Source organism: Sinomicrobium endophyticum (genome assembly GCF_052983315.1).
The window spans coordinates 143,869-170,324 of sequence record NZ_JBRKIS010000039.1 but is presented as its reverse complement, the minus strand read 5'-3'; the positions used below and the strand labels follow the sequence as shown (position 1 = coordinate 170,324).

28 protein-coding genes are annotated in these 26,456 nt (G+C 43.4%); 18 read left to right on the top strand and 10 right to left on the bottom strand.

Annotation, left to right across the window (positions count from 1 at the left end; translation table 11 throughout):
* Window positions 1-46 precede the first annotated feature (46 nt).
* The 13 genes from ACVBDU_RS14390 to ACVBDU_RS14330 all read left to right on the top strand — a co-directional run bounded on the left by ACVBDU_RS14390 (window position 47) and on the right by ACVBDU_RS14330 (window position 12,197).
* The gene (locus ACVBDU_RS14390; protein ID WP_447180431.1) at window positions 47-379 is read left to right on the top strand and encodes an HTH domain-containing protein; all 333 of its coding nucleotides are present in this window, start codon (window positions 47-49) and stop codon (window positions 377-379) included.
* A 93-nt stretch (window positions 380-472) separates the two neighbouring features.
* On the top strand, window positions 473-679 hold the full coding sequence (locus tag ACVBDU_RS14385) for a hypothetical protein (protein WP_447180430.1): 207 nt from the start codon (window positions 473-475) through the stop codon (window positions 677-679).
* Between the two features lie 270 nt (window positions 680-949).
* A complete protein-coding gene (locus tag ACVBDU_RS14380; RefSeq protein ID WP_447176011.1) occupies window positions 950-1,144 on the top strand; it encodes a hypothetical protein in 195 nt (64 codons plus the stop codon).
* Window positions 1,145-1,335: 191 nt separating this feature from the next.
* The gene (locus ACVBDU_RS14375; RefSeq protein WP_447180429.1) at window positions 1,336-1,530 is read left to right on the top strand and encodes a hypothetical protein; all 195 of its coding nucleotides are present in this window, start codon (window positions 1,336-1,338) and stop codon (window positions 1,528-1,530) included.
* Window positions 1,531-1,645: 115 nt separating this feature from the next.
* Entirely contained in the window at window positions 1,646-1,840 is a 195-nt protein-coding gene (locus ACVBDU_RS14370; RefSeq protein ID WP_447180428.1) for a bacteriocin, read from the top strand.
* A gap of 224 nt (window positions 1,841-2,064) precedes the next feature.
* Window positions 2,065-2,259 carry a hypothetical protein gene (locus ACVBDU_RS14365; protein WP_447180427.1) on the top strand — a complete coding sequence of 65 codons (195 nt, stop codon included), beginning with the start codon at window positions 2,065-2,067 and terminating at the stop codon, window positions 2,257-2,259.
* Between the two features lie 285 nt (window positions 2,260-2,544).
* On the top strand, window positions 2,545-2,757 hold the full coding sequence (locus tag ACVBDU_RS14360) for a hypothetical protein (RefSeq protein WP_447180426.1): 213 nt from the start codon (window positions 2,545-2,547) through the stop codon (window positions 2,755-2,757).
* Between the two features lie 418 nt (window positions 2,758-3,175).
* A complete protein-coding gene (locus tag ACVBDU_RS14355; protein ID WP_447180425.1) occupies window positions 3,176-5,341 on the top strand; it encodes a peptidase domain-containing ABC transporter in 2,166 nt (721 codons plus the stop codon).
* Window positions 5,342-5,787: 446 nt separating this feature from the next.
* Complete coding sequence (gene recO, locus ACVBDU_RS14350; protein ID WP_447180424.1) at window positions 5,788-6,507, top strand: DNA repair protein RecO; 720 nt, start codon at window positions 5,788-5,790, stop codon at window positions 6,505-6,507.
* A gap of 78 nt (window positions 6,508-6,585) precedes the next feature.
* Window positions 6,586-7,368, top strand: coding sequence for a hypothetical protein (locus tag ACVBDU_RS14345; RefSeq protein WP_447180423.1), 783 nt, complete (start codon window positions 6,586-6,588; stop codon window positions 7,366-7,368).
* A gap of 166 nt (window positions 7,369-7,534) precedes the next feature.
* The gene (ileS, locus tag ACVBDU_RS14340; protein WP_447180422.1) at window positions 7,535-10,933 is read left to right on the top strand and encodes an isoleucine--tRNA ligase; all 3,399 of its coding nucleotides are present in this window, start codon (window positions 7,535-7,537) and stop codon (window positions 10,931-10,933) included.
* A gap of 4 nt (window positions 10,934-10,937) precedes the next feature.
* Window positions 10,938-11,324: a TraR/DksA family transcriptional regulator gene (locus ACVBDU_RS14335; RefSeq protein WP_447180421.1), complete on the top strand. Its 387-nt coding sequence runs from the start codon at window positions 10,938-10,940 to the stop codon at window positions 11,322-11,324.
* Window positions 11,325-11,552: 228 nt separating this feature from the next.
* Window positions 11,553-12,197, top strand: coding sequence for a lipoprotein signal peptidase (locus tag ACVBDU_RS14330; protein WP_447180528.1), 645 nt, complete (start codon window positions 11,553-11,555; stop codon window positions 12,195-12,197).
* On the opposite strand, the gene ACVBDU_RS14325 is transcribed toward ACVBDU_RS14330, so the two are convergent.
* Together ACVBDU_RS14325 and ACVBDU_RS14320 are read right to left on the bottom strand one after the other, a co-directional pair.
* Window positions 12,182-12,748 (bottom strand): 5-formyltetrahydrofolate cyclo-ligase, encoded by a 567-nt coding sequence (locus tag ACVBDU_RS14325; protein ID WP_447180420.1) that lies wholly within the window; start codon window positions 12,746-12,748, stop codon window positions 12,182-12,184. The two genes, ACVBDU_RS14330 and ACVBDU_RS14325, sit on opposite strands and share 16 nt — an antisense overlap.
* Window positions 12,749-12,778: 30 nt before the next feature.
* Window positions 12,779-12,967: a hypothetical protein gene (locus ACVBDU_RS14320; protein WP_447180419.1), complete on the bottom strand. Its 189-nt coding sequence runs from the start codon at window positions 12,965-12,967 to the stop codon at window positions 12,779-12,781.
* 145 nt (window positions 12,968-13,112) lie between these two features.
* Between ACVBDU_RS14320 and uvrC the strand changes: the two genes are divergently transcribed.
* The 3 genes from uvrC to ACVBDU_RS14305 all read left to right on the top strand — a co-directional run bounded on the left by uvrC (window position 13,113) and on the right by ACVBDU_RS14305 (window position 17,998).
* Window positions 13,113-14,900, top strand: coding sequence for an excinuclease ABC subunit UvrC (uvrC, locus tag ACVBDU_RS14315; RefSeq protein ID WP_447180418.1), 1,788 nt, complete (start codon window positions 13,113-13,115; stop codon window positions 14,898-14,900).
* A gap of 258 nt (window positions 14,901-15,158) precedes the next feature.
* Window positions 15,159-15,524, top strand: coding sequence for a four helix bundle protein (locus ACVBDU_RS14310; RefSeq protein ID WP_447180417.1), 366 nt, complete (start codon window positions 15,159-15,161; stop codon window positions 15,522-15,524).
* Window positions 15,525-15,754: 230 nt separating this feature from the next.
* Window positions 15,755-17,998 carry a patatin-like phospholipase family protein gene (locus tag ACVBDU_RS14305; RefSeq protein ID WP_447180416.1) on the top strand — a complete coding sequence of 748 codons (2,244 nt, stop codon included), beginning with the start codon at window positions 15,755-15,757 and terminating at the stop codon, window positions 17,996-17,998.
* A 9-nt stretch (window positions 17,999-18,007) separates the two neighbouring features.
* On the opposite strand, the gene ACVBDU_RS14300 is transcribed toward ACVBDU_RS14305, so the two are convergent.
* A complete protein-coding gene (locus ACVBDU_RS14300; protein WP_447180415.1) occupies window positions 18,008-18,694 on the bottom strand; it encodes an ArsR/SmtB family transcription factor in 687 nt (228 codons plus the stop codon).
* 120 nt (window positions 18,695-18,814) lie between these two features.
* Between ACVBDU_RS14300 and ACVBDU_RS14295 the strand changes: the two genes are divergently transcribed.
* Together ACVBDU_RS14295 and ACVBDU_RS14290 are read left to right on the top strand one after the other, a co-directional pair.
* Window positions 18,815-19,924 (top strand): cytochrome P450, encoded by a 1,110-nt coding sequence (locus ACVBDU_RS14295; RefSeq protein WP_447180414.1) that lies wholly within the window; start codon window positions 18,815-18,817, stop codon window positions 19,922-19,924.
* Window positions 19,925-20,231: 307 nt separating this feature from the next.
* The gene (locus tag ACVBDU_RS14290) at window positions 20,232-20,582 is read left to right on the top strand and encodes an antibiotic biosynthesis monooxygenase family protein (protein ID WP_447180413.1); all 351 of its coding nucleotides are present in this window, start codon (window positions 20,232-20,234) and stop codon (window positions 20,580-20,582) included.
* On the opposite strand, the gene ACVBDU_RS14285 is transcribed toward ACVBDU_RS14290, so the two are convergent.
* The 7 genes from ACVBDU_RS14285 to ACVBDU_RS14255 all read right to left on the bottom strand — a co-directional run bounded on the left by ACVBDU_RS14285 (window position 20,570) and on the right by ACVBDU_RS14255 (window position 26,452).
* A complete protein-coding gene (locus ACVBDU_RS14285; protein WP_447180412.1) occupies window positions 20,570-22,552 on the bottom strand; it encodes a heavy metal translocating P-type ATPase in 1,983 nt (660 codons plus the stop codon). The two genes, ACVBDU_RS14290 and ACVBDU_RS14285, sit on opposite strands and share 13 nt — an antisense overlap.
* A gap of 218 nt (window positions 22,553-22,770) precedes the next feature.
* Window positions 22,771-23,193 carry a Fur family transcriptional regulator gene (locus ACVBDU_RS14280; protein ID WP_447180411.1) on the bottom strand — a complete coding sequence of 141 codons (423 nt, stop codon included), beginning with the start codon at window positions 23,191-23,193 and terminating at the stop codon, window positions 22,771-22,773.
* 118 nt (window positions 23,194-23,311) lie between these two features.
* On the bottom strand, window positions 23,312-23,749 hold the full coding sequence (locus tag ACVBDU_RS14275) for a hypothetical protein (protein WP_447180410.1): 438 nt from the start codon (window positions 23,747-23,749) through the stop codon (window positions 23,312-23,314).
* A 663-nt stretch (window positions 23,750-24,412) separates the two neighbouring features.
* Window positions 24,413-24,583: a hypothetical protein gene (locus ACVBDU_RS14270; protein WP_447180409.1), complete on the bottom strand. Its 171-nt coding sequence runs from the start codon at window positions 24,581-24,583 to the stop codon at window positions 24,413-24,415.
* A gap of 142 nt (window positions 24,584-24,725) precedes the next feature.
* On the bottom strand, window positions 24,726-24,905 hold the full coding sequence (locus tag ACVBDU_RS14265) for a hypothetical protein (protein WP_447180408.1): 180 nt from the start codon (window positions 24,903-24,905) through the stop codon (window positions 24,726-24,728).
* Between the two features lie 501 nt (window positions 24,906-25,406).
* Window positions 25,407-25,646: a class I lanthipeptide gene (locus ACVBDU_RS14260; protein ID WP_447180407.1), complete on the bottom strand. Its 240-nt coding sequence runs from the start codon at window positions 25,644-25,646 to the stop codon at window positions 25,407-25,409.
* 59 nt (window positions 25,647-25,705) lie between these two features.
* Entirely contained in the window at window positions 25,706-26,452 is a 747-nt protein-coding gene (locus tag ACVBDU_RS14255) for a nucleotidyltransferase domain-containing protein (RefSeq protein ID WP_447180406.1), read from the bottom strand.
* Window positions 26,453-26,456: the final 4 nt, after the last annotated feature.

Sequence of the window (26,456 nt, the reverse complement as noted above, 5' to 3'; positions counted from 1 at the left end):
TTTATACGTTTAGAGTGGAATTAACCATCTAAAACCCCTTTAGGTAATGAACAATTTGAAGAATCTGGAACGATTGCAACAACTACATCAGCTTATTGTAAAAGAAGCAACGGGTTCACCACCTCAGCTGGCTAGACTTATGCAGATAAGTGAGCGCAAGGTGTACCAGCTTATAGAGCAATTAAAAGATATAGAAGCTCCTGTGTCCTATAGCAGGGTACACAAAACGTATTTCTATGAAGATGATTTTGATCTTCAGGTTACGGTTTCTGTTACTGTGCTGAAAGACAATGAACTTACCGAAATTTTCGGGGGAAGTTATTTTTTGACAAATAAAATTCAAACTGCAAGCTTTCTGCAGGGATCGATACTATCTTAGTGTTGTGAAACAAATGTGCCAAAAACTTTTGTTTTGTAATGTTTTCTTAAACATTATATCCTAAATCATTGTGTAACTTAATGTATTAATGTCATGAAAAATTTAAACAACTATGGTGTTCAGGAGCTGAACACGGCTGAATTGCAGGAAATTAACGGAGGACTTGATCTTGGAGCTGTTTTAGGTCTTGTTACCGGAGTTCTGGGGACTGTTACCGGAGTAGTAGGGGGAATTGTTTCCGTAGTAGGAAGCATCGTAGAACTTACCTTAGGTATTATCTCCGGAGTAACAGATCTGTAAAGGTCTATTCAGAGATACAGGAAAGCCGTATTAAAGAGAAAATACAGGGAACAGGGATTCAACCCCGGTAAACCTCGAAATTCTCTTGGATACGGTTTTTTATTTCCAGTGGAATTAAAAGAAAAACTGCAAGGTTTGTGCAGCGAACAAAGGTACCTTAGCAAGGTAAATCAGAAGGCGTTCGAGCCCGGGTTTTAAATTGGATACACAATAGAATACCGGAACATAATCAAGTAATTAATTCGCATAACTTAATTTAAATCAAAAATCATGAAAAATTTAGACAACTACGGAGTTCAGGAACTGAACGCTACTGAAATGAACGAAATCAACGGTGGACTGATCGGAGGTCTTGACGGGGTTCTTAATCTTGTAACAGGTGTTATTAACACTGTTGTTGGTGTTGTAGGAACTGTAGTTAGCACTGTAACAGGTCTTTTAGGAGGTCTGTTGGGTGGACTGTAAACCGTACATTCATTGAAAATGTAAAGGCCGGATGTTGTAAGAAAACACCCGGCTTTTTAATGCAGGGAAATAGAAAAAAAACATTAAACTGCAAGGTTTATGCAGTGAATAAGACTAATTTAGCGGTATCCAAACTCCCCTTTTAACATTTTGCACCCCACCCAAACCTTATTAAACCTAATTGAATTGTTATGAAGGATCTGGACAAATTCGGAGTTCAGGAACTGGAAAGTTCCGAACTGTACAAAATTAACGGGGGCATAAATCTCGGTGATGCCATATCACTACTCAACGGCATCCTCAATATTGTCTTAGGATATATGAATGCCGCGGTACAGGCCGTGGAAGAATATGTGAACAACTTTTTGCAGGGTATTACGTCATAAATAAGCGTAACGGCAGGTAGTATGTTCTGTTTAAGTGTGTATTTTTTAATCTTTTACCTTTTGTAAAAGACAATTAAATAATCAAAATCAATGTGTAATTAATTAATACTTTATCATGAAAAATCTGGAAAACTACGGAGTTCAGGAAATGAACACTAACGAATTAAAAGAAGTAAACGGTGGGCTCTTAGGAGACCTTGGAGGGGTTATTGACCTGGTAACAGGAATTATCGGAACTGTAACCGGTGTTGTAGGTACTGTTGTGAACCTGGTAAGTGGTCTTTTAGGAGGTCTTCTCGGAGGTATCTAATCCCGGAATTTACAGAGAACACAAAGAAAGAGGGTGATTTTGATCATCCTCTTTTTTGTTTTTGTAGTTAAAAACATACAAAACTGCAAGGTTTGTACAGGGAATAAAACTAACTTAGCACTAAGCTTTGGCACATTAGTTTTTATTTCCCGTCATTTTTTTGCTGTATAAAAGCAGTATGAAAGTGATATTGAATCTTATTGTATAACTTAACTTAACAAATTATGAAAAATCTGGAAAACTACGGAGTTCAGGAGCTGAACGCTGCAGAAATGAATGAAATCAACGGAGGTATAACCCTTAGTCTTGGACAAGCGCTTGGGTTGGCCCTTGGTGTGGTTAATATTGTAGTTGACGCTGTGCAGGATGCTGCAGTGGCCGTTGCACAATATGTAGCCGGAATTATCGGAGGATTATAGTATTCCCGACCTTTGAACGTTTATAAGACTGCTTTTCCGAACAGGTAAAGCAGTTTTTTTTTGCGCCTGTGTAAGAAAAATTCCCGTATAGAGAGTAAGCTTAAAAACTGCAAGGTTTGTGCAGTGAATAAAGCTACCTTAGCCTTGATTAAATAAGGATTTATACACTTTAGTAAGTGTTTCACGATATTATTCCGGTTGCTTTTGATCAGCCGGGATCCAACCACAACTATTGCGAAATTGTACACCTTATAATTGTTTTATTAACTTAACTTAGATTCTAGTATGAAAAATCTCGAAAACTACGGAGTTCAGGAACTGAACGCTACTGAAATGAACAAAACAAACGGCGGATTGACTATCAGCATAGGTATAGGAAGTCTAAGCGGTGCGCTTTCCGGCGTAATAGGCTTCGTTACCGGAACTGTAGGCGGAGCTGTTTCTCTGCTGTTTGGTTTGCTGGGAAGCATTTCTATTTCTGCCTCTGCGGAAGCATAGAGATATAGGTAATATATTTCAGTTAAAAAGTTTAAGCTGTTCCCTTCACCGGGAATGGCTTTTTTTATGGATAGCGAGATGCTTGCAGGTTTTTTTTATTCGTTTTCGGGAGCTACCAACTAAAAAAGAAGGTTTTGACTCACTTCCGCCATACTGCCAAACCACATCATTGAATTCGCGGCTAATAAAACTAAGGAACCTTGCCGTCTTTGTGCGGAATGAACGAAAACCGGGACCTTGAATTTTAAGACCTGTAACCAAAAATATCCGTAGTCCGGACCAAAATCCCGGTTCTCTCCGCAACATTTCCCCTTAATTCTGCTAACCCTTAAACCACTTAACAGGATTAAAAAATATTCTCTGCATGTTTTTTGCAGTTCTCAGAGTTACTTTGCGCGCTCAAACCCGAATTATCACTATGACAAAAAAGAAAACCATAATAAAACAACACGACATTACCGATTGTGGCGCTACCTGTCTGGCGTCTATATCAGCTCATTATAATTTACAGATACCCATTGCCCGTATACGGCAATACGCCAGTACGGATAAAAAAGGAACTAACGTACTCGGTCTTATTGAAGCAGCCCAGAAACTGGGCTTTGAGGCCAAAGGAGTGCGGGGAGACATTAACAGCCTTTTTAAGATTCCGAAGCCCGCAATAGCTCATGTTATTGTCCGGGAGGTGTTACATCATTATGTGGTGGTGTACGAAGTAACCAAGACACATGTCGTGGTTATGGATCCGGGAGACGGAAAGATACACAAGAAAACCCATAAGGAATTTGAGGAAGAATGGACAGGCGTCCTGGTGATCTTAATGCCGGATGAAAGTTTTTCCACCGGCAATGAAAAAGTTTCTTCTCTGAGACGGTTCTGGTTTTTGCTGCGTCCTCATAAATTTGTCCTTCTGCAGGCCTTTTTCGGGGCGCTTATTGTTACCCTGCTCGGATTTTCCACTTCTATTTATCTGGGGAAGATCACGGATTATGTGCTTACGGGGGGCAATACCAAACTTCTCAACCTCTTGAGTATTGTGATGCTTATACTGCTGGTATTGCAGATAATTGTAGGGATATTCAAAGACACCTTTCTCATAAAAACAGGACAGCAAATAGATGCCCGGCTCATACTCGGTTATTATAAGCACCTGCTGAAATTACCGCAGCAATTTTTTGATACCATGCGGGTAGGAGAGATTATTTCCCGTATTAACGATGCCGTTAAAATACGAACCTTCATCAATGGAGTGGCACTCAGTCTTACCGTAAATGTACTTATCCTTATTTTTTCTTTTGCATTGATGTTTTTTTACTATTGGAAACTGGCACTTATTATGCTGGCTATCATACCGTTCTATATTGGTATTTATGTGGTGACCAACCGGCTCAATAAAAAAGCGGAAAGAAAAGTGATGGAACGTGCAGCAGACCTGGAAAGCCAGTTGGTAGAATCGTTGAACTCCGTGGGGACCATCAAACGTTTCGGGCTGGAATCTTTTGCAAATATTAAGACGGAAGCCCGTTTTATTAACCTGTTAAATATCGGCTATAAGTCGGCTTTAAATACCGTTTTCTCTTCTACCTCCTCTACCTTTATTTCCCAATTATTTACCATTATCCTGTTGTGGAGTGGTTCTTATTTTGTCATAGACCGTGAAATAACCCCGGGAGAATTACTGTCCTTTTATGCTATTATCGGTTACTTTACAGGTCCGGTGTCCCAGTTGGTAGGAGCAAACAAGCAAATACAAAATGCCTGGATCGCGGCAGACCGTCTGTTTGAGATTATGGACCTGGAACGCGAAGAGCAGGAAGATAAAATAAAACTTACCCGCGAAAACATGGGAGATATAGCCTTCCGCAATGTGTTTTTCAGGTATGGTACCCGGGTAGAAGTCTTCAAGGATTTTTCCCTGGATATACCCAAAGGTAAGATCACTGCGGTAATCGGGGAGAGCGGTTCCGGAAAATCGACCCTTATTTCCCTTCTGCAAAACATTTACCCCATCCAGAAAGGGAAGATCATCATAGGGGAATACGATTTAAAATACATTGAAAACTCCAGTCTGAGAGACCTGGTAGGAGTAGTGCCACAGAAAATAGATCTTTTCGGAGGAAATGTGGTAGAAAATATTGCCGTTGGAGAATTCCAGCCCAATATGGAAAGGATCATGGAAATATGTAAGAGCATAGGTATACTCCCGTTTATAGAGAATCTGCCCAACGGGTTTGCGACCTATCTCGGGGAAAACGGCGCCACCCTTTCCGGGGGGCAAAAACAGCGTATTGCCATAGCCAGGGCACTGTACAAACAGCCGGAAATACTGGTGCTGGATGAAGCTACCTCTTCGCTGGACAGTACTTCGGAAAGCTTTGTGCTAAAAACCATTGCCAATCTGCGGGAGAAAAATAAGACCATTGTAGTTATAGCCCACCGGCTGAGTACCGTGGTACATGCCGATAAAATTGTGGTGCTGGACAAAGGAGAAGTTATAGAAGAAGGAAGCCACAAGGAGTTGTATCACAGTAAGGGGCATTATTATAAATTATGGCAGCAGCAAATACCGGAATTTCCGGTATAAAGTAACTATACCATATACTGGTTCCGGGCCAAACGCATTAAAAAAACTATAGTAGCAACGTTTAAAATTCCAGGTTACAAGTTGCAGGTTCCAGGTTCTGGTTCTCCGGTCGCTGGTATTTATATTTCACCTCCAATCTCTAATCTGTAAGTTAAACTGTAAACCTGTAACCTGCCCTTCGCCCTTAGTTCCTGCCTGTCCGGCGGGTATCCTGAGTTTATCGAAGGGCTCAGGGACCTGCAACCTGCAACCTGCAACTTGTAACAAAGAAATAATACCTCCAACTCCATCCCGATAGTTACCGGGACTCCTCAAACCTGAACTGCGACACCCTTACCGCTGCTCTCATATAATGCGTTTGCCCGGATATACTGGTTTTCCGGTATCCGGATACTTGCAAAATTTCCTTAGGTTTGTAGTGAACCCGGGGAATAATTATTGCGTGTATGGTAATAACCACCAAAGCCATAGTGCTATCGGCTATAAAATATGGAGATACCAGCCTTATTGTAAAGTGTTTTACCGAATGCTGTGGTGTGCAGTCTTATCTTTTGCGAGGAATATTTTCCTCCCGTAAGGGAAAATTGCAAAAAGCTCTTTTTTTTCCGCTTAACCAATTAGAAATTACCGCAAGCCACAAAGGTAAGGGCAACCTGGAACACATCAAAGAAGCCCGGGTAGAGCATCATTATCAAACCCTTTATGCGGACATGACCAAGAATACCGTGGTACTTTTCCTGGCAGAAGTGCTTGGCAACTGCATACAGGAAGAAGAAGAAAATGCCGCTCTGTACCGGTACATAGAAGAAGCCCTCCTTTGGTTGGATAGACAGGAAAAAACAGCGAACTTTCATATATTATTCCTTCTGAAACTAACCAGGTATCTCGGTTTTTACCCGGACGCGTCCTCAGAACATCTCCCTTATTTTGACCTTCCCGAAGGTGTCTTTGTCTCCCATGCAGGGTATGGTCCTGTTATTGACGGGGATACCCTGGGGCACTTCCGCAAATTTTTAGGAACCGATTTTGAAGGAACAGGCCAGATCAGACTCACAAAAGATATCCGCCGGAATATTTTAAATGCTCTTATAACCTACTACGAGCTGCATCTTACCGGTTTCCGGAAGCCGAAGTCCTTGCAGGTTTTACACGAAGTGTTCCGTTAAACCTGTTTTTGCGGATGGGGAGTATTAAAAAGGCAAATCAACGTCCCGGAACCCGGGGCAGTATGAAAAAATATAGTTATGGATAAAGAAGCATTGAAGAAATTGTTTGCGGATAATGACGGACGTTTTATCCCGGGAGTATATAATTATTGCGATCGCTGGTGCGAACGTTGTCACCTGGCGTCCAGATGCCGTGTTTACAATATGGAAAAAGGACTGGCGGACGGGGAGAAGCATGCGGGAAACGAAAAATTCTGGCAGGGAATTCATACCAATCTGAAACTCGCTGTGGAAATGATGAAGGAAATGGCCGGTGAAAAAGGGATAGATCTCAGCGGGATAGAACAGGAAAGTACCGAGGAAGCCGGAAGAAAGAAAAGAGGAGAGGCCATGAAACACGATCTGTCCGTACAGGGTAAAAAGTATGCGGAAGAAAGCGAAAAATGGCTGAGGAAAAATGAAAAACAACTGGAAGGCGTAAAGGATGAATTTCTAAAAAATGCCAGGTTGGGGCTTACAGAAGGGAAAGCGAAAGAATCACTGCTCGAAGTTTCCGAAGCCGTTGAGGTAATTCACTGGTACAGCTTTCAGGTCCATATAAAGATCATGCGTGCCCTGCAATATGTAAAGTTTCCCGATGAAGATGACGATCCCGTTCAGAACGATGCTAACGGTTCGGCAAAAGTGGCGCTTATAGGCACGGAAAGATCCGCTTTTGCCTGGACGGTACTTTTGTCGCGTTTTGAACAACACGAAGACGAGATATTACATCTCCTGGTCTTGCTGGAAAAAATAAAGAAAGGTATCCTGAAAGAATTCCCTGACGTACGGGAATTTCATCGTCCCGGTTTTGACGACTGAAAAAGAATAAATACATAATCGGCTTAAATAGCCGGGGTTCCGGAGCATGGAAGTTTGCCATGACCTGCTTTCGCAACGAACCCGCCGATTTTCCAGGCTTACCACCTTTACAATTCGTTGAAAATGATTAATTTCGCAATCTTAAAAGAGATAAGGAGAACAAATAATGAAATTTACCGAGTATAAAGGTCTTGAACTGTCCGGACTGGCAGAAGAAATCCTGAACTATTGGGAGGAAAACAGTGTTTTTGAAAAGAGTATAACATTACGGGAAGGATGTAAACCTTTCGTGTTTTACGAAGGGCCGCCCTCAGCCAATGGGCTACCGGGAATACACCACGTGATGGCACGTGCTATCAAGGACATTTTTTGTCGCTATAAGACCCAGAAAGGTTACCAGGTAAAGCGTAAGGCCGGGTGGGATACACACGGACTTCCGGTAGAACTTGGCGTGGAAAAAGAACTCGGAATAACCAAAGAGGACATCGGCAAAAAGATATCGGTAGAAGAATATAACCAGGCCTGTAAGCAAGCGGTTATGCGGTATACCGGTATCTGGAACGACCTCACCCGCAAAATGGGTTATTGGGTGGATATGGATAATCCGTACATCACCTATAAATCCAAATACATGGAAAGCGTATGGTGGTTGCTCAAGCAAATATACGACAAGGGCCTGATCTACAAAGGCTATACGATACAGCCTTACTCCCCCAAGGCGGGAACGGGGCTGAGCTCTCACGAACTCAACCAGCCCGGATGTTACCGGGATGTTACGGACACTACGGTTGTAGCCCAGTTCAGGGCAAAACAGGATACGCTGCCCGAAGTTCTTCGCGGATATGGTGATGTCCATTTGCTGGCCTGGACGACAACCCCATGGACATTACCGTCCAACACCGCGCTTACCGTAGGGGCGAAGATCGAATATGTGCTGGTGAAAACATTTAACCAATATACTTTTGAGCCCATACATGTAGTTTTGGCCAAAAACCTGGTAGGAAGCATATTTTCCGGTAAGTATTACGAGACGGAAAGCGAGGAGGATTTTGACACCTATACCTCCGATAAGAAAAAAATACCGTTTCGTGTACAGACCGAATGCAAAGGAACGGACCTCGTAGGTATAAAGTACGAACAGTTGTTGCCGTATGCGTTGCCATATCAGCATCCGGAGAATGCTTTCCGGGTGATTCCGGGAGACTTTGTAACCACCGAAGACGGTACGGGTATCGTACATACCGCGCCTACTTTCGGTGCGGATGATGCCAGGGTAGCGAAAGAAGCTTCCCCGGAAGTACCGCCTATGCTGGTACTGGACGATAATAACAATCCTGTTCCGCTTGTAGACCTCCAGGGACGTTTCCGCAAGGAATTGCCGGAAGTAGGAGGTAAATACGTGAAAAACGAATATTACGATGATGACAAGGCGCCGGAGAAATCCGTGGACGTGGAGATAGCCATAAAGCTGAAAGAAGAGAACAAGGCTTTTAAAGTGGAAAAATACGTGCACAGTTATCCGCATTGCTGGAGGACGGACAAGCCCGTATTGTATTACCCGCTGGATTCCTGGTTTATAAAGGTGACCGAGGTAAAAGAACGGATGTACGACCTGAACACTACCATAAACTGGAAACCCAAGGCTACCGGTGAAGGACGTTTTGGTAACTGGCTGCAGAATGCCAACGACTGGAATCTTTCCCGTTCCCGTTTCTGGGGAATACCGCTGCCCATATGGCGGACAGAAGACGGTAAGGAAGAGATCGTCATAGGCTCCGTAGAAGAATTGAAAACCGAAATAGCCAAAGCGGTTACGGCCGGGGTTATGGAGAAAGACATATTTGCCGGCTTTGTTGCCGGAGATATGAGCGAGGAGAACTATGAGAAGATAGACCTGCACAAAAATGTAGTAGACCGTATTGTCCTGGTATCGCCTTCCGGAAAACCCATGAAGCGCGAATCTGACCTGATCGATGTTTGGTTCGACAGCGGTTCCATGCCATACGCCCAATGGCATTACCCGTTTGAAAATAAAGAAAAAATAGATAGTGGAGAAGCTTTCCCGGCCGATTATATAGCAGAAGGAGTAGACCAGACCAGGGGATGGTTCTATACCCTGCACGCCATAGGGACTATGGTTTTCGATTCCGTGGCCTATAAGAATGTAGTTTCCAACGGACTGGTACTGGATAAGAACGGGCAAAAAATGTCCAAACGCCTCGGCAATGCCGCGGACCCCTTTGTGACACTTAAAGAATACGGTCCGGATGCTACCCGCTGGTATATGATCAGTAATGCCAACCCGTGGGATAACCTGAAATTTGACCTGGAAGGGATAGCGGAGGTACGACGTAAGTTTTTCGGAACCCTGTACAATACCTATTCTTTCTTCGGTCTCTATGCCAACATAGATAATTTTACTTATTCGGAAGCCGATATACCATTGGAAGAACGTCCGGAAATAGACCGTTGGATTCTATCGGAACTGAACACACTTATCCTTAAGGTAGACAGTTTTTATGCCGATTATGAACCTACCAGGGCAGCGAGGGCCATTTCGGACTTTACACAGGAATACCTGAGCAACTGGTTCGTACGCCTGAGCAGGAGACGTTTCTGGAAAGGGGATTACGGCAAAGATAAGATTTCGGCATACCAGACGTTATATACCTGCCTGGAAGTGATTGCCAGGCTCGGGGCTCCCATAGCGCCTTTCTATATGGACAGGCTTTACAGGGACCTCACGGCAGTGACCGGAAAAGGGAATACGGAAAGCGTGCACCTGGCCGATTTTCCGGTGTATGAAGGGAAATGTGTCGACAAATCGCTGGAACACAAAATGGAGAAGGCACAAACCATATCTTCCCTGGTACTGTCACTGCGTAAAAAGGAAAGTATCCGGGTACGCCAGCCGTTGCAGAAAATAATGATCCCGGTGCTGGACGAACAAAGCAGGGAAGAGATTCTTGCCGTGGCCGATCTTATAAAATCGGAAGTGAATGTCAAGGAGATAGAGCTGCTGGATGATGCTTCCGGAGTGCTGGTAAAACAGGTGAAACCTAATTTTAAGAAATTAGGACCGCGATTTGGTAAGGATATGAGGTTGGTTTCCAGTAAAATACAGGAGTTTACGCAGGAAGATATTAAAAAAATCGAGCAAAATGGCCTTATTGAGGTGGAAATTAACGGAAAAAGCATTACTTTAGTTAGCGATGAAGTGGAGATTTCTTCACAGGATATAGAAGGATGGTTAGTAGCAGTATCGGAAGGGCTTACCGTAGCTCTGGATGTTACCATTACCGAGGACCTTCGAAGGGAAGGAGTAGCAAGAGAACTGGTGAACAGGATACAGAACCTTCGAAAAGACTCCGGGTTTGATGTAACGGACAAAATAGATGTGAAGCTTCAGAAAGATGGTTTTGTAGAACAGGCTGTAACGAGTAATTTGGATTATATCAAGACAGAAACCCTAACGGCAGAACTCGATTTTGAAGAACATATGGAAAACGGTACGGAAGTTGCTTTTGATGATGTGAATACCAAATTGTTTATTCAAAAACATTAACGCTATGAGTACAGATGTAAAGGTAAGATATTCCGATAAAGAACTGGATGAGTTCAGGATATTGATAGAAGGAAAAATTGACAAAGCCAAAAAGGACCTGGACCTGATTAGAAGTGCATATATGAATGACGGTAACAATGGTACGGACGATACCTCTCCTACATTCAAAGCTTTCGAAGAAGGTTCCGAAACCATGAGCAAAGAGGCCAATACGCAGCTTGCTATCCGCCAGGAGAAGTTTATCAGGGACCTCAAAAACGCACTGGTTCGTATAGAGAACAAGACCTATGGTATTTGTCGTGTAACCGGTAAACTTATCAGTAAAGAGCGTTTGAAGCTCGTACCCCATGCTACATTGAGTATTGAGGCTAAAAACATGCAAAAGAGTTAAGAAGCTTCCGGGAATGCGTAAGGTATGCCTTAACGGGTGTCCGGATTGTTTTTATGACGATATACAATACAAAAACCTGCCGATTTTACGTGTCCGGCGGGTTTTCTTTTAAACAAAGGACATAGTTGCCGAAAGGGAAATATTTGTATTTTTGGCCTTTGAGTGAAGGAGAAAAAGAAAAATGACATATAAAATCCGCTCGTGGCGGACATATTTGCAAAAGGTATCATGTCTTTAAAAAAAGCTGCACTAATAATCTTCCTGGTCGTCCTTATTGATCAGATCAGCAAGATTTATATCAAAACCCATTTTATCCTGGGAGAATCGGTAACCGTTTTCAGTTGGTTCAAGATATTGTTTATTGAAAATGAAGGAGCGGCCTGGGGCACAAAACTGAGTGATATCATTCCGTTTATCTCGGATGAGGTTGGAAAGATAGCGCTTACCGTATTTCGCCTGTTTGCCATTTGTGGTATCGGTTACTGGCTGTACGATGCGGTGAAGAAAAACAGCCCCCGGATTTTAATAATTTCCATAGCCCTTATTTTTGCAGGTGCACTCGGTAATATTGTGGACTCTGTCTTTTACGGTTTGGTTTTCAACGAGAGCCATAACCAGGTGGCTACCCTTTTTGCGGCCGAACCTTATGGTAAACTTTTTCACGGCAAGGTGGTAGACATGCTTTATTTTCCGATGATTGATACTACCTGGCCCGATTGGGTCCCTTTCCTGGGAGGAAAGACTTTCCGTTTCTTCGAACCGGTATTTAACCTCGCGGATTCGGCCATTTTTATAGGTGTTGTGGCCCTTTTGGTATTCCATAAACAGGCATTTCCCAAAAAAGAGGAAGAGCCCGCTCAGGAAAACGTATAGATGGTCTCCGGGGTGACACAATAATCCAGTTTTATATCGCTTTCCAGGAGTTCCGTAATGTGTTCTTCCGCCTCAAAAAAGGACAGGCCTATCTTTATAGTATCTTTCCGGCATGAGGATAAAAAACGGTCGTAAAACCCTTTGCCATAGCCTACACGGTTGCCTTTGGTGTCAAAAGCGAGAAGCGGTACAAATACCACGTCTATTTTTCCGGGAGGCACTTCCAGCCCGTCTACAGGTTCGGGAATATCATATACGTTCTTTTTTATTACCGTATTGTCCGTAAGCAGGTAGTGGATCATAGAGCCGTCTTCGAAATTACTTTTAGGCAATACGATCTCCTTATCTTTTCCCTGGAGAATACTCAGTATAAAAGAAGTGTCTATTTCCCGGTGTTTTTCGATAGGAAGAAAAATGTGATAATATGTGCCTTTCCAGATAGGTAAGGATAATATTTTATTGGCTATACCCAGGCTTTTATCTTCGGCGGCTGCATCCGTCATCTGCCTGCGCAGGCCTTTGTATTTTATTCTTAGTTCCTTTTTGTCCATGAAACTTTTTGATGTACTAAAATTTACCGGTTAACGGTAGTTCTGTTGCTTTTTTTGTTGTCCCGGTGCGTATTTCTTGGCGCTTTTTTCACCGGTTATCTTTTTCATTTGTCCGGGAGGAATGTCTCCTTTGGCATTGGTATGTACCCTGTGTACACTACAGGAAGTAATAAATGCAGCCATGAGGAAAAGTACGAATATGAATTTTAAGTTTTTCATAATTCTTTATTTTAGAGATAAACATTTTTAGTATATACAAATATACCTTAAAAATCATGCCATCTTTTTTTCCGGGAAAGAAAACAGGGTAAAGTAGGTGAGCGGATCCACAAAAAGTAACGTATAAAATTACTAATTTCGCTATATGAGCACTACTTCTGTAGAAATACTACTCCAGACACTTCCGGACAGTCCCGGGGTGTATCAGTTTTATGACAAGGACGGAAAGATATTATATGTAGGAAAGGCCATAAAACTGAAAAAAAGGGTTTCTTCCTACTTTCACAAAAATCACGAATACGGCAAAACAAGAGTACTTGTTAAGAAAATTGCGGATATTAAGCATATTGTCGTTCCGACGGAGACCGATGCCCTGCTCCTGGAAAACAATCTCATCAAGAAATATCAGCCGAGATACAATGTTTTGCTGAAGGACGATAAGTCCTATCCGTGGATCTGCATCAAAAAAGAACGTTTCCCCCGGATTTTTACTACGCGAAGGATCATAAAGGACGGTTCCGAGTATTTTGGCCCGTATACCAGTATGAAAACCATCCGGACCCTGTTGGAGCTTATCAAGGGGCTGTATCCGTTGCGTACATGTAATTACGACCTTTCCGCAGATAAAATAAATGCCGGAAAATACAAGGTATGCCTGGAATATCACCTCGGGAATTGTAAAGGTCCCTGTGAAGGCCTGCAATCCATCGGCGAATACGATGCGCAGATCAGGGCCATTAGAGAGATACTCAAAGGTAATTTTAAAGATTCCCTGCAAAGTTTTAGAGCCCGGATGAAGTCCTGTGCAGATGAAATGCAGTTTGAGGAAGCCCAGAAGATTAAGGAGAAAATAGAGGTGCTGGAAAATTACCAGGCCAAATCGACCATAGTGAACCCGAAAATCAGTAATGTGGATGTGTTTTCCATAGTTTCGGACGATAGTTATGGCTATGTCAATTTTTTACAGTTATCTTACGGTTCTATTATCCGGGCGCATACCATAGAAATGAAAAAGAAACTGGAAGAGTCGGATAAAGAATTACTGGAACTTGCCATTACGGAATTGCGACAGCGTTTTCATTCGAGGTCCGGTGAAATTTATGTTCCGTTTGCCGTAAAAACTTCAGATCAGGTCAAAGTCACTATACCCAAACTCGGAGACAAAAAAAGACTGATGGAATTGTCTGAAAGAAATGCCCGGTTTTACAGGCAGGAGCGGTTTAAACAGGTAAAGATCACCGACCCGGACAGGCATGTAAACCGCATTATGGAACAGATGAAACGAGACCTTCGTTTAAAACAGGAACCGAGGCATATTGAGTGTTTTGACAATTCCAATATACAGGGAACCAACCCCGTTGCAGCCTGTGTCGTTTTCAAAGATGGTAAGCCCAGTAAAAAGGACTACCGGCATTTTAATATCAAAACCGTGGAGGGGCCGGATGATTTCGCTTCTATGGAAGAAGTGGTATTCCGAAGGTATAAAAGACTTTTGGAAGAAGGACAATCCCTGCCGCAACTTATCGTTATAGACGGAGGGAAGGGACAGCTGTCTTCCGCATTAAAAAGTCTCGAAGTTCTGGGACTCCGGGGTAAAATTGCCATAGTGGGTATTGCCAAACGGCTCGAGGAAATATATTACCCTGGAGACTCCATACCGCTTTACCTGGATAAAAAATCGGAAACCCTTAAGGTGATACAGCATCTCCGGAATGAAGCACACCGTTTCGGTATAACGTTCCACAGAAATAAAAGAAGCAATGCCGCAATAGAGAGCGAGCTTACGAACATTGAAGGAGTGGGGCATAAAACAGCCGAAGAATTACTGAAAGAATTCCGTTCGGTGAAACGGATAAAAGAGGCGGAACTGAACGATATATCAAAAGTGATCGGGCAGGTGAAAGCAAAGAAGGTTTATGATTATTTTCATTGAAGGATATCTGTGATGAGGTTTTTTGCGTATATTATGAGATGAAGATCGAAGTAACAGAACCGGGGAATGGCGAATGATGGAGTAATATTTTAAAAGGGGGTTTTAACTTCGGGGTTGCCGGTTCAGTATTGGAAATTCGTTATTTAAGAAAGAGCGGAATGTAGAACTGTAGAATGATGAATAATGAACGATGAAGTGATGTTTTAAAAGGTTTTTTAGTTTAACATATTCATTATTCAATTTTTAAATCTTTGTTACATGGAAAGGTATAAGTACGACCTGGAAGAAAGATTAATCCGGTTTTCAGTAGATATTATTCTGGCATGTGGAAAGCTTGAGGGCGGGTTTGCATTACAGCATCTGTCAAGGCAATTAATTCGATCCACCACATCTGTAGCATTAAATTATGGAGAGGCCCAAAGTGCTGAATCTAAGAGAGATTTTTTACATAAAATGAAAGTTTGTCTTAAAGAACTGAGGGAGTCACTAATAAATTTAAAAATACAGAAAGGAGCAAAATTAATTGCTGATATAGAGATGTTAAATATACTTTTAGGAGAAAATAACGAATTGGTGGCCATATTTGTCACAAGTATTAAAACATCAGAAAAAGGTAACAAATAAGAAAATTCCGTTTATTCAATTGGAATGGATATCGAATCGCGGAATGCGGAATAAAGAAATGGTTTTTAACTTTGGGGTTGGTAATTTATCATTCGGGATTCGATATTGGAATGAGGTAAAGGAAGTGACGGATCTCAGAATAGCCAATGATGCCGTTACTTTTGGTGTTCATTATTCGAAATTCATCATTCATCATTAAAAAAAGGGTTTAGGTTTAAAAATATACAAGAATGAAAAAGCATGTACTCCTCTTTCTGTTATGTATGACCGCCTGGTCCGGTTATACGCAGGACACGGATTCGGAAGACGTAAAAGTGGGACTGGTTCTGAGCGGGGGAGGTGCCAAGGGACTTGCACATATAGGTGCCCTTAAGGTCATCGAGGAGGCCGGGGTGCGTATTGATTATATCGGGGGTACCAGCATGGGGGCAATAATAGGTGCTTTATATGCCTCGGGGTATTCGGCAAAACAACTCGATTCTATTTTTCAGGTAGTGGATTTCAACGAACTTATACAGGATAATGTGCCGCGATCCGCCCGTACCTTTTATGAAAAGGAAAACTCCGAGCGCTATGCACTGACACTTCCTTTTGACAATTTCAAAATATCTTTTCCCAGGGCCTTGTCACGGGGCCAGAATATATACAACCTGTTGGTAAAACTTCTTTATCCCGTAAACGATGTCGAAGATTTCAGTAAACTTCCCATTCCGTTTTTTTGTATCGCAACCAATGTGGAAACGGGAGAACCTATAGTGTTGAACAAAGGATATCTGCCGGAGGCCATCCTGGCCAGCGGATCGTTCCCTTCCCTGTTTAATCCGGTGGAAATAGAAGGAAATGTGCTCATAGACGGGGGAGTAGTCAATAATTACCCTATTAACGGGGTAAAAGCCCTCGGTGCGGAGAAAATTATAGGGATTGATGTGCAGGACGCACTGGCGGAGAGGGATGAACTCAGTGCGGCGACCGATATTCTGATGCAGATCAATAACTACCGTACCGTGAACGATATGAAGATAAAGTCGGGGGAAACGGATGTTTATATAAAACCGGAGATAAAAGGTTTTTCTGTAGTGTCCTTTGACCGGGGACAAGCCATTATCGCTAAGGGGGAGACGGCAGCAAGGGAGAAGATGCAGGAACTCCGGGAACTTGCAGCCCGGCAGACATCCGGACCAAGGGCCGAACATTATGTAAAAGAAGTGGACAGCATTGATATAAGCGGTTTAACCCTGGAAGGGAATGACAAGTATTCCAGGGCATATATCAAGGGGAAACTGCGTTTTACCACATCGGGAAAAGTTTCTTTTTTAAAACTGGACCAGGGACTGGCAAATTTGTCGGCAACCAACAACTTTGAGAGTATACGCTACAGGTTTATGAAAGATAAGGAGGAAGAAGATAAGTATAATATGCTTATGAGACTCCAGGAAAATAAAAGGACGATGCTCCTGCGTTTCGGACTGCATTACGATGGTTTATACAAAAGTGCGGTATTGTTAAACATTACCAAAAAGCAATTTCTCCTGGACGATGACGTATTGTCCCTGGATGTTGTATTGGGAGATAATCTCCGGTATAACCTGGAGTATTATCTGGACAAGGGGTTTTACTGGAGTTTCGGTGTAAAATCGTCATACAACAGATTTACCACGGATATCAGTGTGGATTTTCTGGAAGAATCCGAACAGCAACCTCCTGTTGTTGACGGCCTGAACCGGATAGGGGCCAAATTGTCGGATCTCACCAACCAGATCTACCTGCAGACCGTTTTCCGGGAAGAATTTTCCGTAGGTGCCGGGGTGGAACACAAGCGATTGCGAATAGAATCGGAAACCATATCGCAGGGAGACAGCAGAAAGGCTACGTTTGAGGACAGCGATCATTACAGTGTATACGGTTTTATGAAACTGGATACGTATGACAACCGTCATTTTCCCAAAAAGGGATTGTATTTTGATGCGGATTATCATTTTTACTTTGCGTCTTCCGATTACAACAATACATTTACGGAGTTTTCCATGCTTAAGGCCAAAGCCGGGATGGCCACTCCTGTTTTTTTCCGTAATATAGCATTGAACCTTTCAACAGAAGCGGGCTCTACCTTGGGGGAGACCGGGGTGGAATCCCTGGAATATATACTGGGAGGCTACGGGAATAACCTGATCAATAATTTTACTCCTTTCCTGGGGTATGATTTTATCAGCTTCGGGGGGAACAGTTATGTGAAGGCCACTGCTACGCTCGATTACGAATTTATGCGTAAAAACCATTTGAACTTTACGGCCAATTTTGCCAATTCCGGGGACGACATTTTTGAACGCGGTGACTGGTTTCAGGCTCCGACCTATACAGGGTACGCTGTGGGCTATGGCTTGGAAACCTTTGTAGGCCCCTTAGAACTGAAGTACTCCTGGTCTCCGGAGAGAGGCAAGGGCATCTGGTTTTTTAATCTCGGGTTCTGGTTCTGATAAAAAGGATTACAGGTTTATCTTTAGTAATTCATGTAATTTTTGCCGTCCGGAGGAGGAGATGATAACTTCCCTGGAATTTTGTTTTTTCCGTATCCATTGCGAGGAGATCATCCGGTCCAGGAAAGCCGCGCCTAAAGCTCCGGCAAGATGATGTTTCCGTTCACTCCAGTCCAGGCACGGCCTTGCGAAAGAACGCTTCTTTAAACGAAGGCTGTCCACATCGATATCCAATCCGTAAAACCATGTTTTCCCGATATCGGAGACGGTAAAAATGTCATTTTCCAAAACCAGTATACCGTTAGTTATCATAGCTTCCGTTATCATTACCCCTGCCTTTCCCGCGAGGTGGTCATAACAGGTCCTTGCGTATTTGGGCCCGGAGACCGCAGGCTGCTCCTTGCGGTCTTTTGGCTCTTCAGGAGGTACCAGGTTGGCTATAGACTCTATAACATAAGCCACCTCGGGTGTGGCGAGCCTGTAATACCGGTGCCTTCCCTGTTTTTCCACCGCCAGGAGTTCCGCCGATAAGAGCTTCTGGAGGTGATTGCTGGCCGACTGTGGTGTGGTGTCCGCACAAACAGCCAGTTCTCCCGCAGTATAGGCCCTGCCGTCCAGTAAATGCCAAAGCATCACGGCCCGTACCGGTTCTCCCAACAGGGAAGTTATTTTTTTATAGCGATCTTCAAAGGTCATTTCCTGTTTTTATACAAAGCTACGGCAGAAGAATATTTTACATTTCATTTCCGGGTGAAATATCCCGGGACGGAATGGTGTAATCTTGTACCCGGAATAATTTCAAAACTAAAAAAAGAAATGAACACCTGTTTTTTACAATCCGAAGAGGAAGACCCTTTTTCGATGTATGAAAAGATGCGAAGTAAAACCCCCGTGTATCGCGATGAAATAAACGGAGTATGGGCTATATACGGCTATAAAGATTGCCTTTATGTCCTGCAAAACAGCAGGGCAAAAATACCATTATCGCATTCCGGTGCGGAAAGAGCGTGCAACAGGTATACCCGGATTATCCGGGAGAACCTGGCCAGGAGGAGCAATCCCCCGCAACACCAAAACAGGAAAGAAGCGGTAATGCATCTTGTCAGGCTAACGGAACCTGTGGATGTAAAAGGAATTATGGACGGATTGCTGGCCGGTATCCATAACGAAAGCGTGAACTGGACAGAGACAGTGGCGAAAGTATTGCCGATAACCGTATTGTTAAAAAGCTTGCGATTCGGGAAGAGGGATATAGACTTTATACTGTCAAACATCACAATAATTAAAAAATATATGACAACTGCCATGACACGTGAAGATGTAGAACAATGGAATACCGTTTCCCAAAGGCTGTATCCGTCCATTGAAAAACACCTGCGGAACAGGAATCCGGGAATGGCAGATACCGACGTATATGTTTCTAACCTGATAGGGCTTTGTATACAATGCTATGACGCCATGTGGGGGCTTTTGAACCATGTACTTATACAATTCCTCTGCCGGAAAGATATTCCCGAAAAGGACAGCAAGGACCATTTTCGAAAACTGGTGATAGAGACACTGCGGTATATGCCTGTTTTTCATCATACCAGGAGAATATTGTCGGCAGATATGGAAATTGGCGGATATCATCTTAGAGAAGGCGATGAACTTTTGTTAGTGCTGGCATCGGCGAACCGGGATACCGCGGTATTCGTGCGTGCGGAAACTTTTGATCCCGGCCGGGAAAATAACGGAGATTACCTGGCATTTAGTTCTGGTATCCATTTTTGTCCTGCCGATCACTTTTCCATAAGCCTGGCAACGGACATGCTGGACTATATGACTTCCCGTTTTAAAACTATGGAATTGTCGGAAGATATAACCTATGCTCCGTTGTACCATGCCAGGATTCCGGAGCGGGTGATATTGAAACTTTCGGAATAGAGGGATTGTTTGATTGGTCTCAAAAATAGTTGAAGTTATTAATGCGAATTAAGGGTCAGATTTTTATTTTAGTTAAAGATCAGTCCATTGTGATTTTTTCATAAAAGACCAGTCGGGTTATTAGGTTACTGAGTTATTCAGTTTATGGGTATCGCCTAAATAACTCAATAACTTAATAACCAATAACTTAATAACCAATAACTAAAGCGCAAATTCCCCGCCGGACGGGCAGGATGATTGCTTATCAAAACCCATGGACTTCAAGTCTGATAAGGGTTTAGTTTTGTTAACCTTAAAAAAGAACAGAATGATTGCCGTAATTTTTGAAGTGGAATTATCGCCGGAGAATAAACAGGATTACCTGGATATAGCAGCCGGGTTACGGGAAGAACTGGAGAAGGCTCCCGGATTTATTTCCGTGGAGCGGTTTCAGAGCCTGACACAGCCGGAAAAACTACTTTCCCTTTCCTTCTGGGAAGATGAGAAGTCGGTCAAGTCGTGGCGTACGTTAGAAATGCATAGAGGAGCCCAAAAGAAGGGAAGAGCTTATGTTTTCCGGGATTACAGGCTCCGGGTGGCTGAGGTAAGCCGGGATTACGGCATGTTTTCACGCAATCAGGCACCCGAAGACAGCAAAAAGTTACATCAACGCTTGTAGGCGAGTAACCGGAGGGCGTTGATGACAACGATCAGGGTAGAACCTTCGTGTATAGCTACCGTAGGGCCTATCCCGGTAAAGCCGATAATGGCGGAGGGGATCAGGAATAATACGATTCCCAGGCTGATAAACAGGTTCTGCCGAATGATTTGCCTGGATTTCCTGCTGAGTCCTATGACAAAGGGGAGTTTTTCCAGTTTGTCATCCATAAGCGCAATGTCTGCCGTTTCCAGGGCAACGTCCGATCCTGCGGCTCCCATGGCAATACCAACGGTACTGTTGGCCATTGCGGGTGCATCGTTGACACCGTCCCCGACCATGGCGATCTGTGTTTCTTTTTCTCTTAGTTTTCGTATGGCTTCTACCTTATCTTCGGGCAGCAGGTCGCCATAAGCATCCGTAAGCCCGGTTTGTTCTGCAATGGCGTCGGCCACTTTCTGATTGTCACCGGTAAGCATTACCATACGGCGAATTCCTATATCTTTCAATGCCTGTAAGGTGGTTTTGGCAGATTCCCTGGGTGTATCCATTAAAGTCAGTACTCCGAGAAAGGTATTACCTTTTTTGGCCAGCATGGTAGTGTGCCCTTGCTGCTGAAAGTCCGAAACCTTGCTTTTTACCGTATCGGGCAGGATATCTTTCAGGTCTTCCTCAAAAAGAGCAGGGTTACCGATATACACGGTTTCACCTTCGTAGGTGGCCTTAATTCCCCTTCCCTGGAGCGCTTCGATATCTGTTGCTTCTTTGTTTGTCCGGGAGTTTTGCAACATTCCGGAAATATCTTTGGTAATGGCTTTAGCCAGCGGATGGTCGCTTTGGCGCTCTACCGCAAGGACACAGTTCAGGAATGCTTCTTCGGAAATTCCGTCAAAAGGAATAGCATTGGTAAGTCTCGGCTCTCCTTTTGTCAGGGTCCCGGTTTTATCGAATGCTATTGCCGAAAGGCTGCCCAGGTTCTCCAAAGCTTTTCCTCCTTTGATCAGCACTCCCGCCTGCGCCGCACGGGCAACGCCGCTTAAAACAGCGCTTGGTGTGGAAATAGCGAGGGCGCAGGGACTGGCTGCTACCAAAACGGTCATGGCACGGTAAAAACTGGCTGAAAAAGGTTCGTCTATGACCAGGCAGGCAAAACACAAGGCTAAAACCAGTAGTATAATAGACGGAACAAATATCCTCTCGAATTTTTTGGTGAACTGCTGGGTAGGGGACTGCTTGGCTTCGGCCTGGCTAACGAGGGCCACAAGCCTGGAAAGGGTGGAGTCTTTGGACAGTTTAAGGACTCTGACTTCCAGAGCACTGTTGCCGTTGATAGTACCCGTAAAAGCTTTGCTCCCGTCCGGCACGGCGCTGAAATCGGATAGTCCTTCCGCATTTTCCACGGGAATTTTGTCCACCGGGATACTTTCGCCGGTAATGGGAGACTGGTCCACACTGCTTTTTCCTTTTATAATAACACCGTCTGCCGAGATCTTGCTGTTGGGTTTGACGAGTATGATATCCCCGATGTTGAGATCTTCCACGGGGATTTCCTCGTTCTTTCCGTTTCTTTTTACCAGGGCGGTTTTAGGGCTGAGATTACCCAGGGCCTTAATGGAATTCCTGGCCTTGTTCATAGCGTAGTGTTCCAGCGAATGGCCGAGACTGAAAAGGAATAACAACAATGCTCCTTCCGCCCATTTGTCCAGGATGGCCGCACCTATGGCTGCTACGAGCATCAGAAAATCTATTTCGAATTCTCTTTTGCGTATCTTTTCAAAGGCTTCTTTAGTCGCGTAGAACCCTCCGAAGAAATATGCCGGGATATACAGGTATAGTTCATACCCGCGCAAACCGGTAAGTTTATTAAGAAGAAAACCTGTAAGCAAAAGGGCGCCGCAGAGCAGGGAAAAGACCAGTTCGGTATTCTTACCGAAGATACCGCCGTGGTTGTGATCATGATTGCATCCGCTATTGTGCGTGTGTGACTCCATAAAATTGTGTTTATATGCCGGAAATGTCTTTGGTCCCGGCACGTATTGAATGTTATGGGATAAAATTACGGGTAATCTTGTGTAACCGGGTTGCAAAGTTCGGACATTAAGTGATATTTGAAATGCTCCGACGCTTGTGTTGGAATATTTTACGGTTTTTCACCTGGTGCCCGGAACATATGACCCGGAGTTGAAGTCGTGTAGTCCGGATAAGGAATTTAGTGCGAAGGTTTACAGGAGGGACAAAGTCCTTTCAGGATAACCGCCATGCTCTCGAAAGTGTGATCGGAAGGAAAGTTGTTCAGAGATACTTTGGTTTTGTTAAGGCAGTGGGTAGCACCGCATTTTTCACATACAAAATGAGGATGGGTATGCGTGTGTTCTTTCGCAAGGCAAAACGGGCTGCACAACGCGTATTTTACGGCATCCCCGTTCGTATCTATGGCGTGGAGGATGCCGTGTTTCTCAAAAGTTTTCAGGGTGCGGTATATGGTGGCTTTGTCTACGGTGTCGAGAAGTATCTGTAACTCCGTAAGGCTTTTGGCATTGGAATCCTTGCAGAACTGTTCCAGGGTAAGTATCCGCACCGGGGTGGCCCGTACGCCTTTGTCTTCTATGCAGGATATCAATGTGTTTAGCATAGTATTTGGTTTTTGCCTGGGGACACCCCCTCTGCCTGCGACATCTCCCCCTGGAGGGGGAGAGGATTATCTTTCTAAGACCACTATTTCATTATCGACACACTTCGGCTATCATTATTTACATCCACTGCGACCAGGGAATTCTGCTCAGCAGGAGAATAAGGCCTATGGTATAGAAAAAGGCTATTTTACCGAATTTTCCCTTGGCACTTTCCACTTTTTTGTGCTTGGACCAGCCTATGGTTATCATTATAATGGCGAGTATATTGGTAAAAGGGTGTTCCACGAGCAATAACCTGGCCAGGTCATTTTTCATGACACCGCCTGCCCCCAGTTCGGACCAGAGGGAGAAACGATCGGAAACAAAGTAAAGGACAATGCCCAGCAGCAATTGGATGTGCGTAAATATAAGGGCAAAAAGACTGATACGAAGGTCCTTCCCGATGATAAAAGGTTTACTGCTGAAATAACCGACAATAGCGTTAATAACAGCAATAATGAGCATGATCAGGGTAAGGTAAGCCCAGTACGAATGTAAGGTTTGAATGATCCCCATGTTTTAGTTTTTAAGTTTTACCAAAAGTAGTGAATTTTGGGGAGAGTGGATAGTTTGATATCCGTGAAGTGCGGTCTTTTAACGTAGATTCGGGGTTCGGTAGCTTTTCTCTTTTTGCATTTTTTTATTGAAAAACCTGTCCGGGTAACGAGGAATTATGTGTCGGGTCAATATGGGTGGCTATCATGCCTGTGGGCCCCGGTCCGGGCTTCAGGGGGAGAAGATCGAAAAGATGAAGATCTACGAGGGACGTAACTGTTTACGATGCATGGTTGAACAGGCATTACCTGCAATACCTTACAGGAAAAGCACAGCCTGTGCGATAGCAGCCATATCCGGGAGGTAGAGCAGTACAAGGTCAAGGCCTTAGAACGTACCGGGACCATCGGCGCCATCTGGCGGTTAATCGTCATAGGGATCCTGGCATTTATCGTCCTTACCCGGGTCATCCGGAAGCATTTCCGGTGGCGGAAACTACTGGGGGTTTTATTCCCCGGCAAGCCCGAATAGGGCCATTTAAGGGAATGCGTATACACGGAACCGGGTTGGGTTAGCCGCTAAAGTAACCCGGTTAGCGGCGGACTTGATTAAGTTCGCCGCTTTTGTGTTTACGTACGCATTCATAAGCAACCAGGTTGACCGCTAACCTAATTGCTTACGCATTCATTCCCTTTCCCTTTTACCGTTAAAGGGGTTCATGGCACGGTAAACCCATTCCCTTGAGCGGTCAACGTAACCCGGTTTACCGTCAAAGTAGTTGGGTATGACATCAGAAGCAACCCGGTTAGCGGTTAACGTAACCCGGTTTACCGTCAAAGCAGTTGGGTATGACATCGGAAGCAAACCCATTAGCGGTCAACGTAACCCGGTTTACCGTCAAAGTAGTTGGGTATGACATCGGAAGCAAACCCGTTAGCGGTCAACGTAACCCGGTTCGCCGCTGAAGTAGTTGGGTATGACATCAGAAGTAACCTGGTTAGCGGTTAACGTAGTCCGGTTTACCGTCAAAGCAGTTGGGTATGACATCAAAAGCAACCTGTTTAGCGGCTAAACCATTCCCTTTAGCCGCTAAACCAACTACTTCCGGTGTCAAAGGGATTGCTTTAATGGCCGTTTTCCGGGCATTAATCGGGGGCAACAGGTTTGGTTTTGCCATGGATATAGATGCTGAAAGGCTTTGCTTATTATGGATTCCGTTGTTATCGCTGATGGTTTCCTTTCCAGTGGTCAGTCTTTTTTCGCATCTTTTAAGATTTCTTCGAACGACTATTCGGATCGGGGTTCGGCGAATGTCTCTGACTTCGCAACCTTTTATCCATGAAAGGCTAATACGTCAAGCCCCTCTCCGAGGGGCGGCCAATACTATGTTTCGTAGCGTTAAACCATGTTTTTTATAACTAACCTGCAGCCTTTTTGATTTACCAGGTCTTTACGATAATAAATGAAGCAAGGTGGGTGAAAAGTCGGGATATACCTCAGAGAGGTATTTTTCGTTTTTTCTTTAATTGAAGGTTTAGGTTGCGAAGTTTTAGGATCTTCACAAAGCGCATGAATTTACTTATACTAGGCAAATTCCAGCCAATTATAAACTGGCTGGAACACGGTGAATTAAAAATTAAATTCTAAGTTTACGAAATATGTGAATGTTGATTTTAATTTAGGTGCCACATACATAAAGCCCAGTTGGACATACATAATCAGTAGGGCCATTTCCACCACCTCCGGGATCACATTCTGAGCAAGCAGATTTATCTGTGGGGCAATCGTCACAGGACATTTGATGTGTATTAGGACATCCTTCCGTAATAGCACCACCCATGATTTGATTTTGTACTCGAAGATTTAGACTTGATATAGTCTTTTTGTTTAGTGATAGTTTTTTGATTTTTTTCTTCATGATAAGATTATTTAAGATTGTTCCTACAAGATAAGAAATATATTTTATTTGAAGGTTATTTAATTGTTAATCATAGATATTCTAAAGTTTTGAAGATTTGTTTCTGGGTATTGCTTAACGATGTAATTATAAATAGTTTTATAGTAGTTCTTATCTATAGTGTTGAGAGCCTTTATCCATAAATTTATAAATTCCTTATCCGGAAAATTTTCTATACAATAGTTTTTACGGAATTTGGAAGAAAACAGAAATGAAGAAAGTTTATGTTCGGATATTATTTCGGTTCGGATTATTTCAGAATAGTTTTTAAAAATTTCGAAAAGAGAACTATAATAATTTATTTGAAAAAAAGGGTCATTTTCAGGTAAGAAAAGCACCTTGTCGCAATTATACCAGATATGGTATAATAAATATTGAAGCCTGTCCACATTAATATCTGGGAATTTTTTTTGCATCAGAAACTGGGCTTCTTTTTTCAGGTATTGCAAAGTGGTGTCTTTTTCATAAAGTATTCTGCCTAACGCAAAGTTTCTTGCCTGAAACCGATTGGTGTAGCGTATACCGGAATGCATAGTACTATAAAAAACGTGCTCTGTGTCCTCCCTGAAAAAAAGGGTTTTTCCTCTAAAAGTTTTAACTCCTGCTTTTCCTGCCTTGATGCTATAGTTGTTATAGATTATTCGGAGATCAATATCCGAGTATTCGGTTTGCATACCATATGCGTAGCTACCGCACAGTAAAATACCCAGACATTCTTTATCCGTGCTCCACTCAGATAAAATATATTGTAAGATTTCGGGGTCCATAGGT